Annotated in this window: 18 protein-coding genes; 2 read left to right on the plus strand and 16 right to left on the minus strand. The window is 37.5% G+C overall.

Annotated elements, in window-relative coordinates:
- The 10 genes from RTP52_RS17605 to RTP52_RS17650 all read right to left on the minus strand — a co-directional run.
- The coding region (locus RTP52_RS17605; RefSeq protein WP_312372730.1) for a cadherin-like beta sandwich domain-containing protein at positions 1–1,179 on the minus strand (1,179 nt) is incomplete at its 3' end.
- A 301-nt stretch (positions 1,180–1,480) separates the two neighbouring features.
- Complete coding sequence (locus tag RTP52_RS17610) at positions 1,481–5,293, minus strand: SH3 domain-containing protein (protein WP_312103317.1); 3,813 nt, start codon at positions 5,291–5,293, stop codon at positions 1,481–1,483.
- A gap of 609 nt (positions 5,294–5,902) precedes the next feature.
- The gene (gene purD, locus RTP52_RS17615; RefSeq protein ID WP_312103315.1) at positions 5,903–7,174 is read right to left on the minus strand and encodes a phosphoribosylamine--glycine ligase; all 1,272 of its coding nucleotides are present in this window, start codon (positions 7,172–7,174) and stop codon (positions 5,903–5,905) included.
- Between the two features lie 215 nt (positions 7,175–7,389).
- Positions 7,390–8,013, minus strand: coding sequence for a phosphoribosylglycinamide formyltransferase (gene purN, locus RTP52_RS17620; RefSeq protein ID WP_312103312.1), 624 nt, complete (start codon positions 8,011–8,013; stop codon positions 7,390–7,392).
- The gene (purM, locus tag RTP52_RS17625) at positions 8,007–9,032 is read right to left on the minus strand and encodes a phosphoribosylformylglycinamidine cyclo-ligase (protein WP_312103310.1); all 1,026 of its coding nucleotides are present in this window, start codon (positions 9,030–9,032) and stop codon (positions 8,007–8,009) included. Before purM ends, purN begins: the two co-directional genes overlap by 7 nt.
- Positions 9,033–9,527: 495 nt before the next feature.
- Positions 9,528–10,184 carry a hypothetical protein gene (locus RTP52_RS17630; RefSeq protein ID WP_312103308.1) on the minus strand — a complete coding sequence of 219 codons (657 nt, stop codon included), beginning with the start codon at positions 10,182–10,184 and terminating at the stop codon, positions 9,528–9,530.
- A gap of 129 nt (positions 10,185–10,313) precedes the next feature.
- On the minus strand, positions 10,314–10,898 hold the full coding sequence (locus RTP52_RS17635) for a tetratricopeptide repeat protein (RefSeq protein WP_312103306.1): 585 nt from the start codon (positions 10,896–10,898) through the stop codon (positions 10,314–10,316).
- Positions 10,895–11,197, minus strand: a complete 303-nt coding sequence (locus tag RTP52_RS17640; RefSeq protein WP_312103304.1) for a hypothetical protein — start codon at positions 11,195–11,197, stop codon at positions 10,895–10,897. The genes RTP52_RS17635 and RTP52_RS17640 overlap by 4 nt, the downstream gene beginning before the upstream one ends.
- 355 nt (positions 11,198–11,552) lie before the next feature.
- On the minus strand, positions 11,553–11,921 hold the full coding sequence (locus tag RTP52_RS17645; RefSeq protein ID WP_312103302.1) for a DUF7674 family protein: 369 nt from the start codon (positions 11,919–11,921) through the stop codon (positions 11,553–11,555).
- Positions 11,922–11,970: 49 nt separating this feature from the next.
- Complete coding sequence (locus RTP52_RS17650) at positions 11,971–12,120, minus strand: hypothetical protein (protein WP_312103300.1); 150 nt, start codon at positions 12,118–12,120, stop codon at positions 11,971–11,973.
- A gap of 59 nt (positions 12,121–12,179) precedes the next feature.
- Here RTP52_RS17650 and RTP52_RS17655 point away from each other — a divergent pair, with 59 nt between their 5' ends.
- Complete coding sequence (locus RTP52_RS17655; protein ID WP_312103298.1) at positions 12,180–12,599, plus strand: hypothetical protein; 420 nt, start codon at positions 12,180–12,182, stop codon at positions 12,597–12,599.
- A gap of 43 nt (positions 12,600–12,642) precedes the next feature.
- Positions 12,643–17,775 (plus strand): DUF4132 domain-containing protein, encoded by a 5,133-nt coding sequence (locus RTP52_RS17660; protein WP_312103296.1) that lies wholly within the window; start codon positions 12,643–12,645, stop codon positions 17,773–17,775.
- A gap of 566 nt (positions 17,776–18,341) precedes the next feature.
- Here RTP52_RS17660 and RTP52_RS17665 read toward each other — a convergent pair.
- The 6 genes from RTP52_RS17665 to RTP52_RS17685 all read right to left on the minus strand — a co-directional run.
- Positions 18,342–18,569, minus strand: a complete 228-nt coding sequence (locus RTP52_RS17665) for a hypothetical protein (RefSeq protein ID WP_312103294.1) — start codon at positions 18,567–18,569, stop codon at positions 18,342–18,344.
- A 211-nt stretch (positions 18,570–18,780) separates the two neighbouring features.
- Positions 18,781–19,347, minus strand: a complete 567-nt coding sequence (locus RTP52_RS17670; RefSeq protein WP_312103292.1) for a hypothetical protein — start codon at positions 19,345–19,347, stop codon at positions 18,781–18,783.
- A gap of 96 nt (positions 19,348–19,443) precedes the next feature.
- Positions 19,444–19,659 carry a hypothetical protein gene (locus RTP52_RS17675; protein WP_312103289.1) on the minus strand — a complete coding sequence of 72 codons (216 nt, stop codon included), beginning with the start codon at positions 19,657–19,659 and terminating at the stop codon, positions 19,444–19,446.
- A 232-nt stretch (positions 19,660–19,891) separates the two neighbouring features.
- Positions 19,892–20,140, minus strand: a complete 249-nt coding sequence (locus RTP52_RS20580; RefSeq protein ID WP_369124595.1) for a DUF5104 domain-containing protein — start codon at positions 20,138–20,140, stop codon at positions 19,892–19,894.
- Positions 20,141–20,298: 158 nt separating this feature from the next.
- Positions 20,299–20,712 (minus strand): hypothetical protein, encoded by a 414-nt coding sequence (locus RTP52_RS17680; RefSeq protein ID WP_312103287.1) that lies wholly within the window; start codon positions 20,710–20,712, stop codon positions 20,299–20,301.
- Between the two features lie 26 nt (positions 20,713–20,738).
- A partial coding sequence (locus RTP52_RS17685) for an RHS repeat domain-containing protein (protein WP_312372732.1) occupies positions 20,739–22,277 on the minus strand: 1,539 nt, incomplete at its 5' end.

The following is a 22,277-nucleotide window of genomic DNA, read 5'->3' on the forward strand; positions in this document are numbered from 1 at the left end:
GCAAATGCCACACAGTACAATAATAACGATAGTTAATTGACTTATTTTCTCTTCAAATTCTTTTTTCTGGACTTTTAACTCCAGATTATTGCTTGTAACAGGTGAGATATCCTCTCTTTCCGTAATTGATTGCTCTGTATAAAGTTGAATCGTTTTCTCTGTACGATCATATCGATAAAGAGAAGTATTCCCAAATTGATTTTCAAGAATCATTAGTAAATAATCCTCTTTTAAACTGTCTTTCTTTTGATAAATTGGAATCGTGCAGCCATCCACAAGAATACTACTCTTTACATATCCTTTTGGTATGATAATATTGCTATCATCCGAAACTACAGTATACTTAAATTGACCGAATATCGTTGTCTTTCCTGCATCTCTCACCGCTTTTAAATTAGGAGAATCTCCTCCTTCATTTGGTATCTCTTCCACTTGTTGATTACTTTCTTCTTTTAATACTTGGATTCGATACTCGTCCGTATTTCCGCTCTGCGCTGTAACAGTTATCACAATCGTATTATTACCAATCTTTAGGGCGTCATTGCCTGATATCCCCACTGTTGCAGCGGTATCCTCAGGTATTGCACTAATTATGATTTTCTCTGTTTCAGGTCCAACCATAATACTATACTCTTTAACGGTAGACTTAAAAGAAGGAGTTAACGTACCAGGACTTACTTTTAACATTGCTAAATTTGTATTCTTTGAAGCAGCCTCCTTGGCGCGAATTGTAACGCTCCCAGAATATGCAGACACTGACATCGGATCTCCTGTTTCGAACTCATAAGCAATTGGATTTCCAGTCATTAATAGCTGACAATTCCCCACTTCTAAGGCTTTAAAACGCAGAACATATCTTCTTTCACCATCTGAGGAAGATGCATTCGTGTCCATAAATCGAAGCATCCCATTCCCACCAGAAACACAGGATGGACCAGATATAAATTCTATGATTTCTGCATTATAGGAAAGGTAACCTTCAAAATCACCAAGAATACTATCTGATGCGATTACAATTGTTATCTTAAATTCTTCTCCCTTATCAACCTCATCATTTGGTACCTCAATTTTTATCGTTGCACTCGCAGCCATACTGTTTATACTTGGAATATTCATTAACAAAAACCCTAGTAGTAAACAGATAGCAGATAATATGCTTTTTTTATACCATATTTTCATAGTTAGCCTCCATGCTGCGACTATCTTTTAGGAGCAGCTAATGGCTCAAGTTTGGCGCAGCACAAACTTGTTGAGTGAAAGATTAAATCTTTCACTCTTTCTCCTCTCGTTTTTAGAAAATCCCATAAAGTTAACCATTTGTTATGAAACCTTCGTTTCTTATCGGTCGGTTAACTCTATGGGATTTCTTTTCATTAAATATAAGCTGGACTAAGTGTTCAGAAAACTAAAGTCCATGTATAGTAAGAAGTATCTTCTAATCTACTTAGGTTTAAACGCGCTCTGTAATAAATCGTCTTAATTACTGTAATTCTCGTACAACTGAAATCGTATACTCACGTAAATCTCCATTTTGAGCAATTACTACAATCGTAAATTCGTTATGCCCTGGATTTAATTGCACAACACCGGTACCGCTAAGTACTGCCTTACTACTTACTGTAGAAGCAGATATATTAATTCCTTCACAGCTGTTAGGTACAACTAGGAAGAATTCTTTTGTATTTAGTATGTCAAATGTTGGTGTTAATGTCAATTCATTTCCGTTTAGATCTTTAACGCTCAATGTCTTTAGATAATTGTTCGGATTATACTTTGTTGTTGGTGCAGCACATGGTATCTTTGGCATATTTAAATAAACAGGAATGGAAAATACCAATGGGAGATTTCCAATCTCAGCGTAAGCTAAACCAACTTTCTTTCCTTCAGAAAATGGTGCTTCTACATTCGACATATACTGATGAGCGTGTGTAGAGGTAGGTGTTACATTAAACTTTTGAAGGTATATTGTATCCTGTCCTCGATTGATATAGGAATCACCAATAATAAATGCTCCCCCTACGATGGAACGGTAACGATTGTTCCAAGGGATCAAAGACCTCACATTTAAAGTCGCATTTGTGCTACCACTCTTTGCATACTTTAAACCATTTGCAACTGCACCACCTGCTACCGTGGAGTTATAAGCACCAATATTATAGAAATTATATAAACCTTCCCATCCACTCACAGTACCAGATACACTATTACTTAAAGAAGAGGTACCCGTCACTACCTCCTGCTTTACACGAGAAGCTAAATGATAAGGGCTTACACCAGAATACTCTGCTGCTTTTATAAAGGTCTCACCATAAGTAATACTTTGTGTCATTCCAAATTCGTCAGTATAAGTATAACTTGAATTATACATAGGCGTAAACTTTAGAATGCTCTCAACACCACTAAGATTTTGATAGGAGGTTTTATAAGTAAGTACCTCAAACTGGTATATTGACTTATCATCTAGGAAGTTTCTTGGGTCCATATAGTACATGGTAGCATCTCTTGAAGCGGTAACCCAAGTAGAACCATCATATACAATAAAACTATCTGTCTTCCAGTTGTATGCCTTATCCTCTAATGATTTCCACTCGATTCCTTTGCCATTTGAAATTAAATTCTTTCCAGGAATACTTTGATTATCAATTACTGAATTCCAATCAAGTCCAGTGTGATATGCCTCAAATGTCCATTCTGGATAAGCCTCATGAAGTGCACGTAAATATGGCTTATAGCTATCTGGAAAGCCCTGCATTGTTAATTGCTGTTCAAAATCTTGACTTACTACAGGTATTGTTGGCGTTGGAGTTTCAATACTTGAGGAAGAATCTCCATCCACTATCGTTGATTCATCAATTTTAACATAATAATCGTTTACATATCCCGAATATTCAACTCCGCTTTGAGAGAATTTTATGTTATACCAATAGATATTATCCTCGTAATACTTTCCGTTTACCTTCACTTTATCGTTATTATAAAGTGTTACTGCATATCCTGTGCTGTTTTTAACAAATGAACTGCTATAACCAGGAGCTTGTTTTACAACTAAAGCAGTTGCGTTGATTATCATACCATCCGCTGTGAATAGTTTAACAGCTGGAGTTGGTGTAGCCGATGGTTTTGGTGACACCGTAGGCTTTGGCTTTGCTGTTGGTTTTGGCGTCGTCGTTGGTTCCACCGTTGGCTGCGTCGTCGGTGCTACCGTAGGCTTCGGTGAAACTGTTGGCTTTGGCGTCGGTGACACCGTTGGTTTCGGAGTCGCAGTAGGTACTGGTCCGTTAGCAACTAGTGTAACTGAGCTCGCTTTCAGATAACCTGTTACTGACTCTCCTGATTTTGTATAGGAAACCTTAAACCATTTATCGTCAGAAGTTTCTTCTGATATTACAGTTACCTTTGTATTTTTAGCAAAATTTACAATCGTTCCGTTCTTATATTTCGCGTAGCCAGCCGATGATTTTGCTGCTGATCTTAATTTCGTATCACTCGCTAGGATGGATGCTGTCGCTTTATCAGTTAATGTTAATTTAACATAATTACTTAAAACATGTCCAATCGTCTGTTTCTTGTTTACAGTAACAGCTACTCGGTACCAAATATCACTTCCAACCTTAACCTGATTGAGTACGGTTAGTTTTGTATTTTTCGTAAGCGTCCCTAGTACCTTGCTGTTTGTCGTTGCATCTTGTCTAAGATTTAGTGTTGATGCAGTTATCACACCAGGTATTTGAAAATCTTCCTTTTTATCGATTGGTTTTAGCGTTGGAGTTGGAGTTACTGTTGGCTTTACCGCATCGGTAGGTTTCGGCGTACTGGTTGGGGTTGGAGTCCCTGCAGTATCTTTTGTCTTACCAATTAACTCTAAATCATTCTCAGTTACATATCCAAAATAAGTAACGGTAGACTCTTTATAGCTAATACGGAACCACTTTGTACCAGCAACTGTTTTCTCCTCAGACACCCATACATAGGAACCTTTTGCTGCTGTAATTAACTCCCCATCATCGGTATATAAATCCTCTGCTGTTTGAGAAGCTACCTTTTTATAAGTGATCTCCTTGGTAGGTTTCGCATAAAATCCACTTCCTACTGATGCAGTAACATATTTACTAAGCATATATCCAGTCACTGTTTTCTTATCCTGAACAAAGGATATCTGATTCCACTTATCATTACCGTCGTACTTTTCTTTTACTATGGTCACACTGGTGTTTTTATTTAAAGAAGTTACCTTAGCACTTCCTGTTGTTGCATCTTTTCTTACATTGACTCCCTCTGCATTAACTTTTCCAGCTAGATTTATCTTATGGCTTGCTGGTGTTGTTGAAGTGTTCGGAGTTTCTGTCTGATTCTCTTCTTCGCTGCTACCACCGGAATTTGAATTATCCTGACTATCCTCGGTATCCTCGTCTCCGGTTGACTCATTACCTCCTGTCGTCACCTTGGTTCCATCTAACTCTACAAGGCTTGCTGGTACATAGCCATAATATTTCGCGCCATCGATCGTAACATAGACATAGAACCATTTTTCATTTCCAATTCGTTTTTCACCGGTTAAATATACAGCACGGTTTTTATTTAAAATAAGCTTTGTTCCATCTGCAGCCGTTACTGTTTTGTTTCCTTCACCTGCGTCAAGTTGCATCGCAGTATTATTGGTACGGATCTTACCATAAAGTCCGCTCTTATAATTCATATCGACATAAACAGCTAGAACATATCCAGTTAGTGTTTTACCGTCTAATTTCGTCTGGATTTGATACCAACAATCCCCACCATTCCACTTAGTTCCTATTACGGTGACGGAATCACCACTTACTAAGGTTCCTAAGACAGAACTTGTGGTATTGTTATCTTTTCTAATATTTAATTGGGATGCATTTACTGTTGCTGGTTGGCTTAACTTATATGTTGCTGAAGAACCGTTTGGTGCTGTAGGCGCTTTAGTTGGCGTTGGTTTACTTACAGTACCCTCCACTTTCTTTATGTAGGTTCCAAGACAATAGCCTTTGATTTTTTTTCCACCAAATGTTGCCTCAATCTCATACCATCCGTCTTTTTCCGATAATATTGTTACCTCTTGATCCTTAACAAGATAAACATCTTTGCCACCTGAGGTTACCTTATCATACGAAGTTTGCGGCCCTTTTCTAACATAGAGCGTGGATGCTGTACAAATCCCTTTTGTTGCTGCATAAGCTGCATTTGGTCTTTGCCAAAGTATATTTGGAATCAACATGCTGATGCATAATATCCATATAATTAAGCGTTTGTGTTTCATTTCTAGTCTCATACTAACCTCAATTCTAGCGCTTAGGCGCCCTTTTTTAACCATCGTAATTTGTCACTTGCTTAAATGGGTAAAACTCTAAAGCGACTTATTTCTTTGTTTTTCACGTTTTTTCATTCGTTATCATACTAAATGGGAGATATGGCAGTATTATGGCATCTAATAGAAAATGATAGATAATATGAGATATTTTAGGAATGATTTCAGATATGATTCAGATATGTTTTAGGTATGATTTCAGATATAATCCATATATGTTTTAGGTATGATTTCAGATATGATCCATATTTGTTTTAGGTATGATTTCAGATATGATCTAAATTAAAAAAACGATTCGTAATTTCTAATTTACCAGTCATTTATAGGTTCAAAAAAATGCTCGATTCATTCCATGTTATGAATAAAAATGAACCGCTCCACTGAATAAAGAAACGGCTCATTACATAACTGTTATTTTCATTAAAATACATAAATAAGAAAAGTTAATCCTTTATATAAACAAGAAAAAGTAGAGCATTTTATATAAAATATAGAGAAGAATTTCGCTAGCTTTTCTTGTCAAGTTAACTTATCTTTTGTTAATATCTTTTGTTAATATCTTTTGTTAATATATTATGCTTCATCTATAGCTTTTCCAATATCATTTCTCTTATATTTATTCGAAAACTGAATCCATTCGGTTGCTTCATAAGCTTTTTTACGTGCCTCATGCAAATCTTCTCCGGTTGCAGTTACTCCTAACACTCTGCCTCCATTTGTTACGATACCTTCGTGTGTTCTCTTGGTTCCTGCATGAAAAGCGTAATAATCTGATTTTCCTTCAAATGCGGAAAGACCATCGATTACAAATCCTTTTTCATATTGTTCCGGATATCCATTCGATGCTAACACAACACAAACCGCAGCATTATCGTAAAACTCCAAAGGAACTTCTTGTAGTCTTCCATCAATACAAGCTTCCATTACATCAATGATGTCATTTTTCATACGAGGTAGCACTACCTGAGCCTCTGGATCCCCAAATCTAGCATTGTATTCGAGTACCTTAGTTCCCTTCTCGGTTAACATTAATCCACAAAATAGGATACCAGTAAAATCTCTACCTTCATTTTTCATAGCGTCAATGGTAGGTTGATAAACGTACTTCTTACAGAATTCATCTACTTCTTCGGTGTAGAATGGACTAGGAGAGAATGTTCCCATACCGCCTGTATTTAAGCCTTGATCACCATCTTTGGCACGTTTATGATCTTGTGCACTTGTCATAGGTTTAATCGTCTTTCCATCACAAAAAGCTAATACGGACACTTCACGGCCAATCATAAACTCCTCTACAACGATGCGATCACCTGCTGAACCGAACTGTTTATCAAGCATGATGCTTTTTACCCCGTCACAAGCTTCTTCGTAAGTATTACAAATCAATACTCCTTTTCCAAGTGCAAGACCATCTGCTTTTAATACAATCGGATAGGAAGAGGCTTTTAAATAGCGAACCGCCTCCTCTGCAGAAGCAAAAGTTTCATAAGTAGCCGTTGGAATATGGTACTTCTTCATTAAGTCTTTCGAAAATGCCTTGGAACCTTCAATCATGGCAGCATTCTTTCTTGGCCCAAACACTCTAAGCCCTTGGTCTTCAAATACATCCACAATTCCACCAACGAGGGGATCATCCATACCGATAATGGTTAAGTCAATTTCTTTTTCTTTTGCAAACGCTACTAATTTATCAAATTCCATTGCACTGATTGGAACACACTCTGCAACCTCTTCTATTCCCGCATTTCCGGGTGCACAATATATCTTAGTAACACGTTTGCTTTCTGAAACTTTTCTTGCAATGGCATGCTCTCTACCGCCACCACCTACGATAAGTACTTTCATAATCTACCTCTTTTCTGCGCTACCAGTTATGAGACTCAAACTTATGTCGTAATGAAACTAACGCTTATGTTAGTAATATAAACTCAAATTTGCAAAGAATAACTAATCATCATTCCCACCTTACCTATTTCTTGCTGTAAGGGCGCCTTATTATATATCTCTATATTTTAAAACGCTATATAACTCTCTATTTTAACTGAAGTTTCTGACATCTACTATCTCACAATAGCTATATGATCCTTAATTTCAACTCTTCCATTTGCTATTGCATCAATAGCCTGCGGAAGAATGATCCACTCTGCTTCCTCCATCACACGTTTTTGGAGGATTTCTGGTGTATCGTCAACCAAGACACTAACCGCCTTTTGTAAAAGAATCGGACCGGAATCCGTTCCTTCATCTACGAAATGAACGGTTGCTCCTGTTATTTTATTTCCTCTCTTTAACACAGCCTCGTGAACTCGAAGTCCATAGTAACCTTCACCACAAAACGATGGAATTAGGGAAGGATGAACATTAATGATTTTGTTCGGATAATTAGCCACTAACTCTTTTGGTAATATTACTAAAAATCCAGCGAGTACAATTAAGTCTGGCAGGTAGCCATTAATCGTATTTAAAAGTTCCTCATGAAACTCTTCTCTTGTCTCAAAGTCTTTGGGAGATACACTGCGAGCATCAATGCCATAGTTCTTTGCTCTTGTTAAGGCATAAGCATCCTTTTTATTGCTGATAACTGATACGACTTCTGCATTACTAATACGCCCTATTCGTATACTATCTATGATTGCTTGTAGATTTGTTCCACCACCTGATACCATTACCACAATTCTTAGCATAGACAGATTCCTTTCTCTCCATCCTGAATCTCACCGATAATATATGCAGTTTCACCAGCTGCATTAAGTAAGCTCACTGCTTTGTCTGCATCTGTTTTATCAACAGCAATCATCATACCAATCCCCATATTGTAGGTATTATACATCATATGCTCTTCTATGTTGCCATCTTTTTGTAGCATATGAAAAATAGGAGGAATTACATAAGAATCTTTTTTTACAAGAGCGGTAACGCCTTCTCTTAACATTCTTGGAATATTCTCATAGAATCCTCCACCCGTGATATGAGAGCAAGCTTTTATTTCCACATTCCCAGTCTTTAAACTATTCAGTGCTTTCACATAGATTTTCGTTGGTGTTAGAAGAACTTCACCAAGTGTACCTGATAGGCTTTCATAATAAGTGTTAAGTGCTTCTCTCTCCATTCGAAACACCTTACGTACCAAGGAATATCCATTGCTATGAATACCCGAAGAGGCAATTCCAATTAATACATCTCCATGTTTTAATTTATCACCCGTAATTAATTTCTTTCTATCAACGATACCAACTGCGAATCCCGCAAGATCGTATTCTTCTACTGGATAAAAACCAGGCATTTCAGCTGTTTCCCCACCAATTAAAGCAGCATTCGACTGTTTACATCCTTCTGCAACACCACTAACAATCGTTGCAATCTTCTCCGGTTCATTTTTTCCACAGGCAATATAATCTAAGAAAAATAATGGTTCACCGCCCGCACAAGCAATATCATTTACGCACATAGCTACACAATCAATCCCTATGGTATCGTGCTTATCTAATATAAAGGCAAGTTTTAGCTTTGTACCAACGCCATCTGTACCAGATACTAAAGTAGGTTCCTCCATGTCTTTAAAAGAGGTTAAGGAAAATGCACCCGAGAAACCACCAATTCCCGTTAATACCTCACTTCTCATCGTTCCCTGAATATGTTTCTTCATCAGTTCTACAGCCTTATAACCTGCTTCAATGTCTACTCCTGCTTTCTTGTAATCCATGGGTACCCTCCTGATCATGTGTTTTGAATTTTCTCTTAGTTGCTATTTTATATCTAAAGATTATTAATCAGCCTTTATTCTCTTGTCCATATCCTATTTATGAATATTATTCTACCATAGGTTCTATCCTTTGTCGTTAATTTTCCATTCTTGATTTCTTATCTGATTTATTAATCTAACTTATAAACCTATAAGCTAGAGTATACAATAATGCCTCGGTTTCTGTTATATTCAGATGTTTTTAAAAATAAAAAAGCCACTGCTGACGGCTCACGAAACCGTTAGTAGGGGCTGTATTCGAATGGGATAGTAAAGCGGAATTGCTACCGCTCTTATATTGCTACAACTACTTTTTAATTACTGTACTCGGTATCCCTAGAAGATTGTTATTAACATCAAAATTACCGAAATGCTCCTAACAGTGTGTTTCATAATGTTACCACCTCATTAAATTATTTTCATTATAGACTTCTTAAATAAACCGCACACCAATCCCTAATTCTCCAAACTAAATTTATATATTGTATAGTTATTCGATTTAGAAACTTTTTTAAAATATTCCTTATTTGATTTTATATCATTACAATCCAAGTTTAGAAATATTTTTAATAATTCACAAAATCCTTCTTCTACTATAGTTACATCATCCTCAATTAATAAATCATTCACTTTTTCTTTGTCTAACCTCAATTTGATTATATTTTCAAATTTGTTTAAATCTAGATGTGATGGTTCTATATCATAACAATCTAATCCATCTCCAACTGTATGTTTTGTAATTATGTTTCCGTTTTTAATAAGAACGACACTAAAAACATCGTCATCAAGATTTCCGGTTGCTAATATTGGGTTATCTATGTATTTAGAGAGGTTTATTCCTTCTTGTTCAATTGTTTCCAATGAAAATGCTTCATCATAAATTGATATAAATTCATCTTTAATCAAAATGATTCTAGAAGATTTTCTAGCAGAATCCAATAAATCTCTAACCACGATTAATTTATCTGCCAATATCTCCTTAAAATAATCCGGATATCTATCACTGATAATTACTTCTCTATTAGAATTATCATTATAGTACTTTTTTAATTGTTCAATGATATTTTCCGAGCTTCCTGCTTTTATATGTAAGCTTGCATATTTTGTTCCCACTTTATTCCTTCTCCTTCGTTTAAACACAAATACAATAGCATTCGGTTCTTGATGGAATACTCCATCAAGATAAGTAGAACTACGTTTTATTTTTGTATCACTCCGCTACCATCAGTCATCGCGATCATATTAGCCCATTACCAAATTATCTGTCAACCTGTGAAAAGCAGATGCCGCGTACGTTTCAGCATAGTCAGAGTTATCACAAATGTTAAGTGCTTTTTCAAACCATGTTAAAGCATCTTCATACCTATCCTGCCTGAAAAATGAAAGTGCCAAATTATATACAGTCGCATAATCGGATTTTAATTCACAGGCTTGTCTGAAATTTTTGCTTGCTTCTTCGTAATCCTTAACTTCAAAGGACACATTTCCTAATGCTATCAATGTAAGATTCGATTTCTGGTATTTCTCGGCCTTTTTCAAATAGCTTACACCAAATTTTTTGGCATTGTGACCGCTATTATCCGGCTTGAATAGTCCTTCATAAACATGAAATACTCCCAAATTGTTAAGGGTAGCGAAGCAATGGGTTTTCTTAGCATTTTGCCTAAACAGGGTTTGCGCTTTATATAACTCATTTTGACTTAATGCTTCTAGCGCAGATTGGTTAATTATTTCAAAATCAGTATCCAGAAATATCGCCTCCTTCATTACGATGTCACGCCTGCAAAAAACTAAACTACCACCAGTTGCTGGAGCCGTACACTTCATAATCCTCTTGTGTTGCAAAAACTTCGACTACCCATTGACATTTGCATTGGTGATGGATAGACCTTTCTAGCTGCACCATTGCATACAATTTGAATGTTTATGTTTTCTAGCTCTTTCCTTAATGTCTGAAGTGCTGAAAAGAAATTCTCACTTTTTAAGTTTATTTTTTCACCGTTAATTGTTGTCTCTATGAGAAGCATCTCTTCATTATCGGGGGCTTCTACATACAAAAATAAATCAACAAAAGTCGATTTCTCCTTATTAAGTAGTAATTTAACGATCTTCTTTTCAACTTCCATTTATCTACCTCCTGTAAAATGCGAGAACATTTTTTAGGATTTCCTCACCTATAACACTAAATTAATCTTGTTAAAGGCGTAGCGATCCGAGTTCCGTCGGTATTCTTCCACTGAGACCAAGTTGGAACTATCAAATTCATATGTAACTGTTCCATTATCGCTGATAAGTTTTAAAATAGAAAATCCATATGGCCATGTAATTGTGCACTCCCATAAATATTCATCATAATGCTTTGACCTATCTGCTTTCCACGCTCGAAGTTGTAGCACTTACAGAATAAATTACTTTTTCTGGATTTATTCGATTACTCAAGTATTATATATGTCGTCCTGCTTATATTTGCATGTAAGCTGATTAGATTCTACCCAATACTTTATCAGCCTCAATTTGAAGTTTCATAGTTTTAGGACCCATATATTTTTTTGCTACCCCTAGGAGTGTTCTATCATTACCCAGTATTTCCAATGCTGTAATTGAAAAAATGTTAATTAAGTAAGTATCTTTGCTATTAGATACTTCTTCAAAATAATCAAAAATGCATACTAACAGCCTGATATTTCTTTCCTCACTTATTAGCTTAACTATTTCCGGCATGAAAACGTCCTCAATTATGACAGTTTCTAATACCTCCCCATTATCCTCAATGGATTTCCTATACTCCTTACCTGTTGAAGGTAAAAACTCTAACATTGTTTTCAAAAACTCTTCGCATTTTTCCCTCATAAATACAAACTCCTATATTAAATCTTCAGCGCTGATACGTTCACCATTATCAAAAGTATATATCGTCAATATCAGTCATCATCAATACCTGTGTGGATTCCTGATTGGTATCATTTATGTAGTTGATAACTTCAAAGATTTCTAAGTTAGTTAAGTCACAATCATCACCCTGGTCTGGTATTATCCGGTTGTAATTCAATAAATAACCATCTATAATGTAGGAATGTCGAATGTTTTTAGAAAAGGAACTATTTTCGTATGAACATATATTTAAAAATAAAATCAGTAGGCAAGCGGCGCCCAATATTAGAGAATACTCTTTATACACTCCCTGATGACATTACTACCTTGCGGCAGTTGATTGAAACGGTGGTACGGCAAGAAGTAGAAAAATACAACAATCGCGGAATTGATAATATGCTTGTACCGTTTCTTACTGAAAGCGAAATTTCCGATCAAAGCACAGCTGGTAAAATAGGTTTCGGTCGTATATATTCAGATAAAAAAGCTGATTTCGAAAAAGCTGTGGAAACAGCGTTGCAAGGCTTTGAGGACGGTTTGTTTCGTATAATAATTGGTGATATGGAAGCAACCGAACTTGACGAGCCGCTTACCATTCATGAAAACGATATACTTACCTTTATCCGCTTAACCTTTCTCGCAGGGCGGTTGTGGTAACTCGCTTTATAAAAATAACCTTGAAAACGGAGAGATAAACAAAATGGCAGATAAAGAACAATCAAAAAGAAATCCGGCCATTATTGCGGAATATGAACGGAGGGCTAAAAAGCTGAGATTTGGTGCGTCCGGTGACCTAATAAAGGCAATTTGGAACGAATTTGGCGATTCAAAAAATCTACATCTGGAATACCACTGGAGGAAAGGTGATGCTCTAAACGCTTTTTATGATTCTTATAGGGCGTTATGCGGACGTCCGGCTAACAATTGCGAAACAATAAATGAATTTTTCTGTTCTAAATTGATCTCTGCATTACAATCATTCTTTGGAAAAGAAGAAACCTCAAGAATCCGTGAAGAATGCGCACTTGTAATGAAATGTCCTTACTCCCATTCTAATTACCGCCCGTCATACCGTTCACGCCGAGCGGGAGAATATGCCGAAACTTTCTTTATGGTAATGGTCAATGCCCTTGACTTTATATGTTTCGATATGACGTTAGAACAAGCGTTGACCGTAAAAAGTGAGCCGTTTTCTTACGGTTCCTATGAACACTTACAGTATGTTATCAACTCACACCCGTCCGGTTTAGACAACCGTATTGCGCTTGAGTTGTGTAATGGGAACGAAAAAATTCTCGCCTTAATTGAAGAAGCCATACTTGGTGACAACAGCGAAATTCAGATAAGCAATATTCTCATATCGGGTATCGTTAAAAGCGATAACAAACGTGCATTGGAGCTTTTGGGTAAGCTGCTCCTCGCCGCAAAAGGACAAGAGGGCTTGCGGCAATCCATTTTAGAAACCTGCGATAGCGGAACGCTTGACAGCCATATTTATTTTATCCGCATGATTTTAGAAAACGACCTGTGCCGTTTTTCATCCGTGGTTCGGGCGTTTGATACGTGGTCGGGATTGGGATTCGGCGACCAAAAGCAAAAAATTGTCGAAAAGTGTATATCGCTTGCATTAAAATATTTATCCGATGAAAAAGCGATTGACGCGGGACTTGATTCAAGCGACACACCAGAAATCTACCTGGCATTGTGGGCTCTTTGCTGCTGTGATATTTACAGAGCGACCGAAAGCGCTTGCCGATTGCTTAGCAGCCCAGAAAAATACAAGCGATTGGTCGGATGGTATTTTATTACCCATACAAATGGTGATTCCTATCGTCATAATATTGCGGTAAAATATCTTGATATCCGTGACCCAGAAGAACTGGCCTGGGTTTGCACCAATTTACATATAAACAGAGAAGCGTATTTCAGTGGGTATCATTGGGACAAAGATAATGAAAGATCGGCAAAAACGAAAACCTATTCTGATGATACTTATCCGACGGATAAAGCCGGGCGCATTTTGTTGTTTAATCAATTAGCCGATATAGCGGAATTTATCGGCAAAAAGAATACGAAATTCGCTGAGAGCGTTTTTCCGTGGTTCACTCAGGAGTTAAACGCTTCCGCTCCCTGCGGCGTTATGCTGGGTCTGGCTGCTTATGACCGTTCTGTCGATCTAACCCGGCAGATAACAAATTTTATTCCGATAATGAACGTGGATCAAAGACTGTCTTATTACAGCCTGCTTTTGAATCCCGAAATTCCAGAACAGAGAGCCTTTTTATTAGAAGGACTATCAGATAAAAGCCAGACCGTGCGCGAGCGTGTGGTCAACCGGCTTCAGTATTATCCGCTTAATAGGGCGGATATAGAGCGACTAACTGAAACGCTGATCACCCAAAATGCCGATTTACGTAAGGGAATCATCACGTTATTTGATAAACAAAAGGAATCACTCATCCGCCCAGCCATTGATTCATTGCTGAGTTTCCAAAACAAAAAACAGTTGATTGCTGGAGTGGAATTGCTAGATGTTTTTTCAAAAAAGAATCCTTCTTTGCAAACCGAATATAAAGAAAAAATATCTACGCTAACAACATCCGAAACTGTTTCACAGGATGTGTCGATTCTTCTTGAAAAAGTCGCCCCGAACAACCAGAAAAAAGAGGGATATAACGAAGAAAACGGTTACGGCTTATACGATCCAGCTACAGAGGCTTTCGACTGCGCTGTTTATGCTGCCAAACGTCCGTCTGTGTCCTTTATTAGCGACGATGAGCTTAAATCTTTAATTGTGCCGGACGAAAAAGAAGTTTTAATGCTGTATGGCAGGATTGCCGATGTGTTCAATAAATACCGAGATTGTGAATACGAAGCCGAGAACTGGGACGGCACACGGGAAAAGGTTTTGTTAAATAATAACCAACATAGGATATATCCGCTGGCTGGGAGTACGCAATTAGGAGATGGCAGAGATTATAAAATTACCGATTATCCGCTGGCCGAAGAATGGCTTGCAGCTGCCGGAGAATTTGCGACAGATAAAACAAAATTGGTGTCGTTACTCAGTCTTTGGAATATAGGTTATAGGTATAATAAAGTTTATAAAAAATGGTTCCGTGATTTATTTGCCGGATATCCGATTGATGAAAATGAACATAAGTTTGAGAAAAAAATAACCGAACATTATAAAAATTCAAGAGTCGATGTTTTCAAGGTAACTCAAATTTTAGAAGCCATTCTAAATACGGGGGAATTAAATCTTTTTGATTTTGTATTTTCCGCATATGTCAACCTTGTTCGGAAAGTGCCGGAGAATCAACTGGGTATGGAATACGAAGAAGATAATAAAAAAGCACAACATCATTATTATTCACCATATCCCGTCCCAAACGGCGGCGTCCTTTCCGCGGATTATTTGAATTATTGGAGGGATTTGGCACACAGGTACACAAAAACCGACGCCCAATTTGCGTCCTATTTCAATGAGATGTGGTATGAATATCTCGCGGCGGATAAACAGAGTTTTTACGGTCTTAATCATAAGCATATTTTCCGCGCGAATCAAATGGGATTGATTTCGGATGATGCTGTATATTTGTATTTTACCGCCGGAGTTGATGCTCCCGAGCATATGCGAATTATAACAGGCCCTTATAATGGTGGGCGGGAACTACTAATGAAATATCCTATTGCAAATGAATTGTTAGAAAAGGCAATAGATCGTATTGTTACCCTTGAGGAAAACCGGGGCGAGCTTCCCACCGCACTGTCGAATGTCGCTTCTCAAATAAACCATTTTGACGGCGGAGCGCAGCATTTTGTAAATCTTCTCGCCGCGCTAGGCGATACAGGGTTTCACAGAGGTTATACCTATTATTATTCAGGGCGTGGAGAGCTTACAAAAAAAGAAGGACTAAGCCAACTACTTCGTTGTTGCCAGCCAAAATCGGGCGACACACCAGAAATATTAAACCAAGCATTAAAAATGGCCAAAATCTCGGAGAAGCGAATTATTCAAGCGGCAGTGTATGCTCCGCAGTGGGCAGAGTTGCTGGAAAAGGCAATGGACATTAACGGTTTGAAATGTGGAGTGTGGTTCTTTCATGCCCATATAAATGAAAACTTTACAGCTGGAAAAGAAACCGAAGTCGCTATATTCTCAGCCATTACCCCACAGCAATTTAATGACGGTACTTTTGATAAGGATTGGTTTTATGATGCATACCATGCCCTTGGTGAGAAGCGGTTTAGTGAGCTTTACAAAAACGCAAAGTATATCACCAATTCCGGCAGTACCCACAGACGTTCTCAGTTATACGCCGATGCTGTTCTTGGTAAGTTGGGCAAAGATGAAACGAAGACCGAAATTATCAACAAAAGGAATCAAGAAAAACTTCGGGCTTTTTCCTTAATCCCTCTTGATGAACAAAATAAAAACGACGCTCTGGAACGTTATGAGTTAATCCAGAAATTTAAAAAAGAAAGCCGACAATTTGGTTCTCTGCGGCAGGCCAGTGAAGGTAAGGCGTGTGTGATTGCTTTGGAAAATCTTGCGATCACAACCGGATATGGTAACGCTGACCGAATGACATGGGCACTTGAAGGTGCTAAAATCGAGCAGTTGCGTCCTTTGATGGAGCCTCATGCGATAGGTGATACCGAAGTCTGGCTAAACATCACGGATGACGGAATGCCCGAACTCAATGCTCGAAAAAATGGCAAGCCACTTAAAACCTTGCCGAAAGAATTAGCTAAAGACGTATACGTAGCCGAGCTAAAGGAAGCCATAAAACAGCTACGCGACCAAAAACGACGCGCGAAGCTCAGTTTTGAAATGGCTATGGTTTCCCGCGCAGGATTCAGTATTGCAGAAATCACAGGACTTTTGAATCACCCTGTTTTGCAAGGCATGATATCCGTTTTAGTTTTTGTAACAGGAGATAAATTAGGTTTCCCCACACTTTCCAAAAATTCACTTGTACTGATTGACACGTCCGGAAAAAGTCAAACACTAAATAAAGATGATATACTGATAATTGCACATCCTCATGATTTAATTACTCAAAAATGTTGGAGTAAATATCAACAATATCTATATCATAATAAAATCATTCAACCATTTAAACAAGTATTCCGTGAATATTATCCTGTAACTGAGGATGAACGAAATGCAGGGAATGTATCCCGAAGGTATGCAGGAAATCAAGTACAGCCTAAAAAAACTATGGCGCTCTTGAAAACATGCGGTTGGACGTCGGACTACGAGGAAGGGCTGCAACGTGTCTGGCATAAAGAAAACTTGATTGCTCGTATGTACGCATTAGCCGACTGGTTCTCTCCGGCTGATATTGAAGCGCCAACATTGGAAACGATTCAGTTTTTCAGTCGTGACAAATATGAATTGGTATCGTTCGCTGATATTCCTCCTGTGATTTTCTCAGAAACTATGCGAGATATTGATTTAGCTGTCAGTGTTGCTCACGCAGGCGGAGTTGATCCCGAAGCCAGTCAATCTACCGTTGAAATGCGTATCGCTATCGCTCGTGAACTGCTCTCTATGCTGTCGGTCAATAATGTTAACTTCCTGACTGCTCACGCTCAGATTAAAGGTAGTTTGGGTGAATATTCCGTGCATATGGGATCGGGCGTAATCCATAAATCCGGCACAGGCATGATTGCCGTGCTGCCTGTTCATTCACAAGCCAGAGGCCGCATTTTCATTCCATTTGCCGATGATGACCCAAAAACCGCTGAGATACTTTCAAAAATTCTGCTCTTTGCGGATGACAAGAAGATAAAAGACCCCAGTATTTTAGGGCAAATAAAGTAATTGTAAAGGGAAATACACCAATCGCAGTTTCCAAAGTGCCGTGGGTGCTGGCGCCGACAAGCCGCGATGGCAGCGATACGGTATTCCAAATAAAAATGAATTTCATTATATCCATATAGCAGATACTTATGAACGTGCAGAAGAAATAGGAAATGAAGCTCTCAATGATCTTGCAGACCTATCATAAGGATACTGAAAAGAAACAAAAGCAGCTGCTGAAGAATAACTATCAGCGGCTGCTCTTGTTGTGGATACTCTTTGATTACTTTTGATTAATCCTAAAACCCAACTCAAATATCCGTACATAATGTGGTGAGAATTAATGTTAAAATGCTGAATCCTTAGTTATTTATTTCCCTAAAATCATTTACCGCCAGTACCTCCCCTGTTCTAGAATCCATTCTTACCAGCAAATCCTGATATCTAGAATCGGTGCTTGGATATAATGCAAACTCCCAGGACTTTCCGCTGCATCCTAATACTACTTTAGGATTATCATACTGATAAATACTTTCCTCACCTAATTCGGCTATTACTATATCAAAAGCTTCGTTGATATCAATATTTCAATTCTCCGTGTTAAGGATATAAGAACCCCCTCCTAATTGTTTTTTAGTACCATATGATGACCTGAAACTTATAATACTATTATCACTCATATCAAAACGAACTTGAGCATCAGCATCTATTTCTTTTGAGACATTTTCCTCATAATAGAAATAAGATATTTTCCCCTTTCTATCCTTTATCTGCTCTTTTCCAATAAATCCGACATTTATATAATTCAAATGCATGGTATCTCTCCATTCATTAACTCTTTGCGTTGCAAATGGTAGACCTGACTTTCAATATATTTAGACATATCAGAAGTAGAAAAGATTTTTTACTCATCATATGCGTCATTCCTTTCCTGAAACACGAAACCTTGCAAAATTGATAATAGCTTCCTGTCATCTTGATTACCTTGGGCAAAGAACCCGTTACAAGCCAACCTTTTTCTTATCTTTATTTCACGAACAAACTTGAAGAATAAAAAATATCCTTAATTACATTGTCTAAATTATCATTATTCTCTTTTGAGTTCGCTTTTGCAATTAGCTCAACCAACATTTCTGATAATGCACCAAAGAGTTTTGGGCTGGAACCAACTTCACTATTTGCTGCAACTGTAAAATTTAGTATCCCTCCTTGAATTTTATCGTTTTCGCTAAGATATGTTTTGATGTTCTTTTTCGTGTAACTTAGATATTCTTCTGTTAGCCCCATAAAGGCTTTTTCATCGTACTCAAGGATTGTATCTTTATACTCCGCCTCATTTTCAATTGTATAATTAAATATGATTTTTAAATTATCAGAATCAGATGATGGAAAATACTCCATCCCCAAAAGGCCATAATAACTGGCGTTTCTGTGCAAAAATACCTCTAATGCAGCTTTGGTGTTCGTACCCGATCTATCACATTGTACTTGAATATTCTCTTTATTACTCAAGCTATTAGTGATATTTATTGAGGGCATCTCACCAATCCAATATTTTATTTTCCCATTTTTTAAGTCAATTGTATTAATCAATTTACACCTCCTACTTGCCGATTCCCCAAAAATTTAGCATAAACTTAATATGCAAACGCAGCTTCAAACGCTTTCCTTATCATTTCGATTGCCGCATCATATTGCTTGGATTCCAATACTTATCCTGCTGGATAAACCTTCCGTACCTGGTTCATAATACCTTACTCTCAAATAAACCAATTCAGCTTCGATATCATGACTTTCTCCTGCAAATCCCCATGGACTATTGGTTAACCTAGCATTCTTACCTACCGGTGATAATGACTCACCAAATGGTGCAAAGCGGTTATTATCAATAATACCAGCATTCATTTTAGTGATTGCAAATTGTTTAACTATAAAAATGACTATTCACTGTTTTTTCCAAACTTGTTTTTTCTTTCTATCCAAACAGCCCTGACCAACAGAATTTCATTGTTTGACAGGGTTTGTTTTTCTCAGCCCTTGAAACTAATAGATATTCTACAGTTTTTTGAATTATCAGTTGAGCCGTAACTTCGGGGACGAGGATAAAATTTAGAACAAACGAGTACAACCGCCGCCCTCACGGATGGCGGTTGCGTATTGGTATGTGGCTATTATTCTGGATATAGATTCCGGCACATAATCTTTCCTGCCACGAAGGTTGATTATTCCTATCTGCTAATTTCATTATTTGCATCATGTAAACACCTTCATTATCAGGATTTATGGTATCCGTGTTGTAATCAATTACGAAAAGCAGATAGTCATCTTTATCAGTGCTTATTGTGACGGAAAAGCGGATCATTAGGGATTTTTTATCTGATCTTATTTTTAACGCTCACTGTTTCCTCGCTAATAAAATCAGGATTGCTATATGTCACACCACCTGTTGTTTCCACCAAAGCAATAAGTCAAGGTATAGGTTCATTCTCAGCAACATTGGAATAGAGTATAGCCATAATAAATTGACAGGTTACTCTTTTTTCATCACTTCCAATGATACAATATCTCATGAGCAGAAATTTTAATAACACAATCGTCACAATATCCACCATTTTCATCTATTAATGCAGCCTCAATGATTACCGTTTCATACCCATAATAAAATCTAATAGTTTCAATATTGTAGCGATGAGTCGTAATAAACTCCAAGAATTCTACATCGTAATACCTCGTTCCTTCAACAATTAAACCATTTCTTTTTCTGACCTCTGCAACCATATCTGAATCATCGACGCCAAAGAACATTACATCACATGAGCGGAATTCCTCACTATCATCATAATGCAGGTCATTATAATGTAGTATCAATACTTTTTCCCTCCATTCAATATTCTGTATTCTTTGATCATGCATCGAATCTAAAACTGGTAATTTCTTTAAATTATATTTTTGTTCCATTTATTAAAAATCCTCTCTAAGATACTCTAATTTATATCCAAACACCAACCATTATTATGCAACCATTCAAGAATTTGTTTTGTTAAGTTAGGGGTTCCATTATGAGCATCATGAATTTTTCCACTTTGCGAAATAGAAGTTCCATCATCAAAATGTACGTGTGGTTCTGAATACTGAGGATCAGGATTATCTACTCGCTTAACCCCTCGTGGTGCCTGTCCCTTTTCAATTTGTTTATTCATCTGATTAGGAGACGTTGAGTCTTGAGGCTTGCTGTCAGATTTCCCCTTATTACCTTTTGATTTCCCTTTTGATTTATCTTTCGAGTTACCTGCATCCTTTGCTTCCGTGCGTGATGGTGCTGGGCATGGTGTTGGTCCACCTTCTACATATCCTGAAGTATCTGTTGGGCCAAAAATATTGTTGTATATTTCCATTCCACCTACAACAACTGTAACCGTGCCTGCGAACAATAAAGCAGCGGCATCCGCTGGACCTGGTATAGGCGAATCTAATTGTGAGATAATACCTGCTGCTGTCCAAACCCACTCCAATACTTCTGCTGCATCTTCGCCAGATGGATCACGGAAGCAAATAGGATTGTTCATGCAGTAAACGTATAAGTTGCCACTTTGACGGATAGCGTTAATATCAGGCACAAAATTGTAGATATTTAACCCTAACGGATCTTGACCTTGATTGTTCTTTACAGGGTTATCCCCATAAATCATATTGCTTGGATTCCAGTGCTTATCGGAAGATAACCAGCGTGAAGTTCCTGGCTCATAATACCTTGCTCTCAAATAAACCAATTCAGCTTCAATATCATGACTTTCTCCTGCAAATCCCCAAGGACTATTAGTTAATCTAGCGTTCTTACCTACAGGTGATAATGGTTCCCCAAAAGGTGCAAAGCGGTTGTTGTCAATAATACCAGCATTCATATTAGTGATTGCAACGGTAGAACCTAAAGCATCACTTAAATAATACAATGGATTATTTGGAACACCTTCTACATGACCTAAGTCTTCTACACTGATACGTTCACCATTACCATAAGTATAAACACCACGGTAATTTCCGTCAATGTCAGTCGTCATCAATACCTGTGTGAATTCCTGATTGATATCATTAATGTAGTTGGTAACTTCAAAGATTTCTGGGTTGGTTAATTCATAATCATTACCATCGTTTGGTACATCTGGATTATTCGGTTTATTTGGCTTACCTGGTTTATCTGGATTTCCTGAATTACCTGGTTTGTCCGGATTGCCTGGATTACCTGGTTTATCCGGCTTATCTGGTTTATTAGGATTACCATTATTATCTTTATTCTTGTCCCATCCATAGTGGTTTCCATTATTAGTTTTATCTTTGTTTTTATCTTTGTTTTTACCATTGGCGTAACCGTTACCATTTTCATCTAAATTCTTATCATAACCATTGTTGGAGCCATTGGCATTATTGTTTCCATTGGAATTTCCATTATTGGTACCATTATTTCCATTACCGTTGCCATTGCTTCCGTTACCATTGTTTCCATTGCCATTGTTTCCATTACCGTT

This window comes from Lachnoclostridium sp. (genome assembly GCF_031997925.1).
Lineage (GTDB): Bacteria > Bacillota > Clostridia > Lachnospirales > Lachnospiraceae > Lachnoclostridium.